Annotated in this window: 4 protein-coding genes; all 4 read left to right on the top strand. The window is 47.2% G+C overall.

All coding sequences use genetic code 11. The annotated features are described in order from the left end of the window. The first annotated feature begins 152 nt into the window (after window positions 1-152). On the top strand, window positions 153-737 hold the full coding sequence (locus AACS98_RS12105; protein WP_066380113.1) for an adenylate kinase family protein: 585 nt from the start codon (window positions 153-155) through the stop codon (window positions 735-737). A gap of 202 nt (window positions 738-939) precedes the next feature. Next, complete coding sequence (gene rph / locus AACS98_RS12100) at window positions 940-1,674, top strand: ribonuclease PH (RefSeq protein ID WP_066380111.1); 735 nt, start codon at window positions 940-942, stop codon at window positions 1,672-1,674. Between the two features lie 331 nt (window positions 1,675-2,005). Continuing rightward, complete coding sequence (gene pgl, locus AACS98_RS12095; protein WP_066380106.1) at window positions 2,006-2,728, top strand: 6-phosphogluconolactonase; 723 nt, start codon at window positions 2,006-2,008, stop codon at window positions 2,726-2,728. Window positions 2,729-2,946: 218 nt separating this feature from the next. Further along, a partial coding sequence (locus tag AACS98_RS12090; protein WP_157087513.1) for a zinc ribbon domain-containing protein occupies window positions 2,947-3,415 on the top strand: 469 nt, incomplete at its 3' end.

The following is a 3,415-nucleotide window of genomic DNA, read 5'->3' as shown; positions in this document are numbered from 1 at the left end:
CCTCTGCTCCCCTGCTCCCCTGCTCCCCTGCCTCCCCTGCTCCCCTGCTCCCCTGCTCCCCTACCTCCTAGGTTAGATGTTAGATTGACTTGGAGGTTGGGCAAAACCAACTTATTATGTTGTCAATGTTACTGGTTCAGGAGTGAATAATTGTGAGATTAGTGATTTTAGGAGGTTCAGGAGCAGGTAAAAGCACTCAAGCAACAAGGCTTTGCAGTCACTTGGAAATCCCCCAAATTTCTACGGGTGAGATTTTGCGGGAAGCGATATCTGGTAATCAATCGCTAGATGGAATTTACGCTAACTTGGGTGAACTAGGTCGTTATGCCCAGCCCTACGTGTCCAGGGGGGAATTAGTCCCTGATGATATGATTATTCAGTTAATCCGCTCGCGTCTGAAAAAACCTGACGTTAGCGGTGGCTGGGTTTTAGAAGGTTATCCCCGTACCGCTTTCCAAGCTGAAGAATTAGATTTTTTGCTAGACGAATTAGGGCAGAAGTTAGATTGGGCCATTTATTTACAAGTCTCAGAGGCGGTGATGGTGACTCGTTCTCTCGGACGTTCTTTACCCGATGATCAACCAGAAATCGTCCAGCGACGTGTAGAAGTTTTCTATGACCGCACTATTCCCATTTTAGAATATTATGACCGTCGTCGCCGCCTCTTGACAATTAACGGCGATCAGCCGCCGGAATTTGTACTGCAAAATATTCTTACCTTGATTTCAGCGACTTAATTGAGTCTTTCTGCTCGTGATCCTAAAATTTTCTGTTGCAGGTTACTGTATATTTCACTATAAACTTTATACTTTGTTTTCAGTCTTCTTGCTTTGTCCTCACTTTGAGATGCTGAACCTAAGATACAGCACTCTTGATGAGTGGCAATACTAAAGTAACTTTAAGACAATATTTCATCATCAAAATTTTGAGGCAGCTTTCATGGTTTGGCAGCGTCCCGACGGTCGAAAACCCTACGAACTCCGTCCTGTAACTTTTCAAACTGAATTTACCCGCTTTGCTCCTGGTTCGGTGCTGGCAATCTGTGGTGAAACAAAGGTGCTTTGTACCGTCAGCGTTGCGGAAGGAGTCCCCAAGTTTTTGGTAGGAACTGGCAAGGGTTGGTTAACGGCTGAGTATCGGATGCTACCTTCAGCCACACAACAGCGTCAGGAAAGAGAATTGTTAAAATTGTCTGGCAGAACACAGGAAATACAGCGTTTAATTGGACGTAGTTTAAGGGCAGCAATTGATTTTGAGGCATTGGGAGAACGAACTTTAACCGTTGATGCGGATGTATTGCAAGCTGATGCAGGAACAAGAACAGCCGCAATTACAGGCGGTTTCGTGGCTTTGGCTCATGCGATCGCTAAATTAATGCAGCAAGGAATCTTAGAGCGATCGCCCCTGTGTGGACAAATAGCAGCGATTTCTGTAGGTTTATTAGCACAAGAACCATATCTAGATTTGAACTATATAGAAGATGTCGCCGCCACAGTAGACTTCAACGTAGTCATGAATCAAAACTTAGGCATCATCGAAATACAAGGTACAGCAGAAGAAGGCAGTTTTAACCGTACCCAACTAAATCAGCTACTAGATTATGCCGAAAAAGGCATTCAACAATTATTCATTGCCCAACAAGCCGCAATACCTGACTGGAAGACTTTATTTTAATAGGAAGTAGGGAGTAGGAGGAGCGGAGGAGCAGAGGGAGCGGAGGGAGCGGAGGGAGCAGGGGAGCAGGGAGCAAGGGAGAGGGGACTTTCCCCTTTTCCCCCTGCAAATAACCCCAATTCTTCTGATTTCCCAGTCCCCAATCCCCAATCCCCAATCCCCTCCATTCGTACCATCGACTACTGACAAGTCATCATCGAAGGTGATAAGCATGAATTGAATGGACTTATGCTGACTTAATTTCTGATGTTAAAAGTTTCAAAATTCAACAGAAGAGTTGGCATAAGTTAGGTATGGTATTGCTGGAAGCCGGTAATCTGATGATAAAGCCATGAATAAAACGGTTGAAGTCCTACCGGATCAATCAGCGTTAATCGCGCGATCGCTGGATTTGATCCTAACTAAGTTAGATACTGCCATTAAACAGCAGGGACGATTTACTATCGCCTTATCTGGCGGTAGCACACCTAAGCCGTTATATGAAGCGATCGCCCAGCAAAAATTACCTTGGGATAAAATTCATGTATTTTGGGGAGATGAGCGTTATGTCCCCCCAACCCATCCCGATAGTAATGAATTGATGGCGCGTCGTGCGTGGCTAGATCGTGTTGATATCCCCGCCGCCAATATTCACGCCGTACCCACCTTGGATAATAATCCAGTGGTATCGGCTACTAAGTACGAACAGCACCTACAAGCATTTTTTCAGTCAGCACCGGGAGAGTTTCCCGCTTTGGATGTGGTATTGTTAGGGATGGGCGATGATGCCCATACAGCATCTTTGTTTCCCCACACAGAAGCTTTAAAGGTAAGCGATCGCTTAATTACTGTGGGTAACAAAGACGGCAACCCCCGCATAACCTTTACATACCCATTCATTAACGCGGCTCGCAGTGTAATTTTTATCGTTGCTGGTGCTAACAAAAGACCGGCTTTAGCTCATGTATTTGCCCCTGTAGCGGATAACTTCACCTATCCATCCCGCTTCATTCAACCCCAAGGGGAACTGTGGTGGCTACTTGATGCCGCAGCAGGTGCAGAACTCTCAGCTTAATTTTCTCTTCACGAGTAATTGTTAAAATCGGAAGCTAGAGTTGCTCCCTTGTAGTGTTTCTTATAATTCACGACAAGCGCAAGGAATTCACAGTTGCCTGTATGGGGAAACCCTCCTCTCAACTCCTCGCTGTCATAGTTCCCTGTGGGCAACTGCCCAGATTTCTCTGTGCTTGCCAAGACTATTGTTAGGATGCTCTTGAACAAAGGCTTAAATCAATGATTGTCTGCCCTAATTGTAATCACCCCAATCCAGACGGTGCTGTGCAATGTGAAGCTTGCTATACACCGTTACCAGCTACTACTAATTGCCCCAATTGTGGCGCAACTGTACAATCAGATGCTGCTTTCTGTGGTCAATGTGGTTTTAACCTGCACTCAAGCGTCTCTCCTGCCCCTGCTACCGTCGTTGCCACCGTTGCGCCCGATGTCCCTGTAGAAGTTCCACCCTTAGTTAATCCCGATCCAGTTTTAGAATTATTACAACCCAATGCTTTAGGCATTGATCCTGCCGCCTCACCCTTGCCACCAACAGCAATGGCAGCACCCCCAGCCGCACCCCCAGCCGCACCTCCGGCAGCACCTACGGTAGCAACCCCCGCACCCGCACCCGCACCCGCACCCGCACCCGTCCCCGCACCAGTGCCAGCAGTGGAAGCCTCCGCACCCGCACCCGCACCTGCACCAG

The sequence above is a fragment of the Anabaena sp. CA = ATCC 33047 genome (assembly GCF_963870205.1).
In the GTDB taxonomy this organism is placed as follows: Bacteria; Cyanobacteriota; Cyanobacteriia; order Cyanobacteriales; family Nostocaceae; genus Trichormus.
The sequence above is the reverse complement of the archived record's forward strand: the minus strand, read 5'-3'. Positions and strand labels throughout refer to the sequence as shown.

Bases quoted from the DNA above. Each gene is read 5' to 3' on its own strand.
- rph (WP_066380111.1), top strand. From the start codon at position 940: ATGGTTTGGCAGCGTCCCGACGGTCGAAAACCCTACGAACTCCGTCCT.
- pgl (WP_066380106.1), top strand. From the start codon at position 2,006: ATGAATAAAACGGTTGAAGTCCTACCGGATCAATCAGCGTTAATCGCG.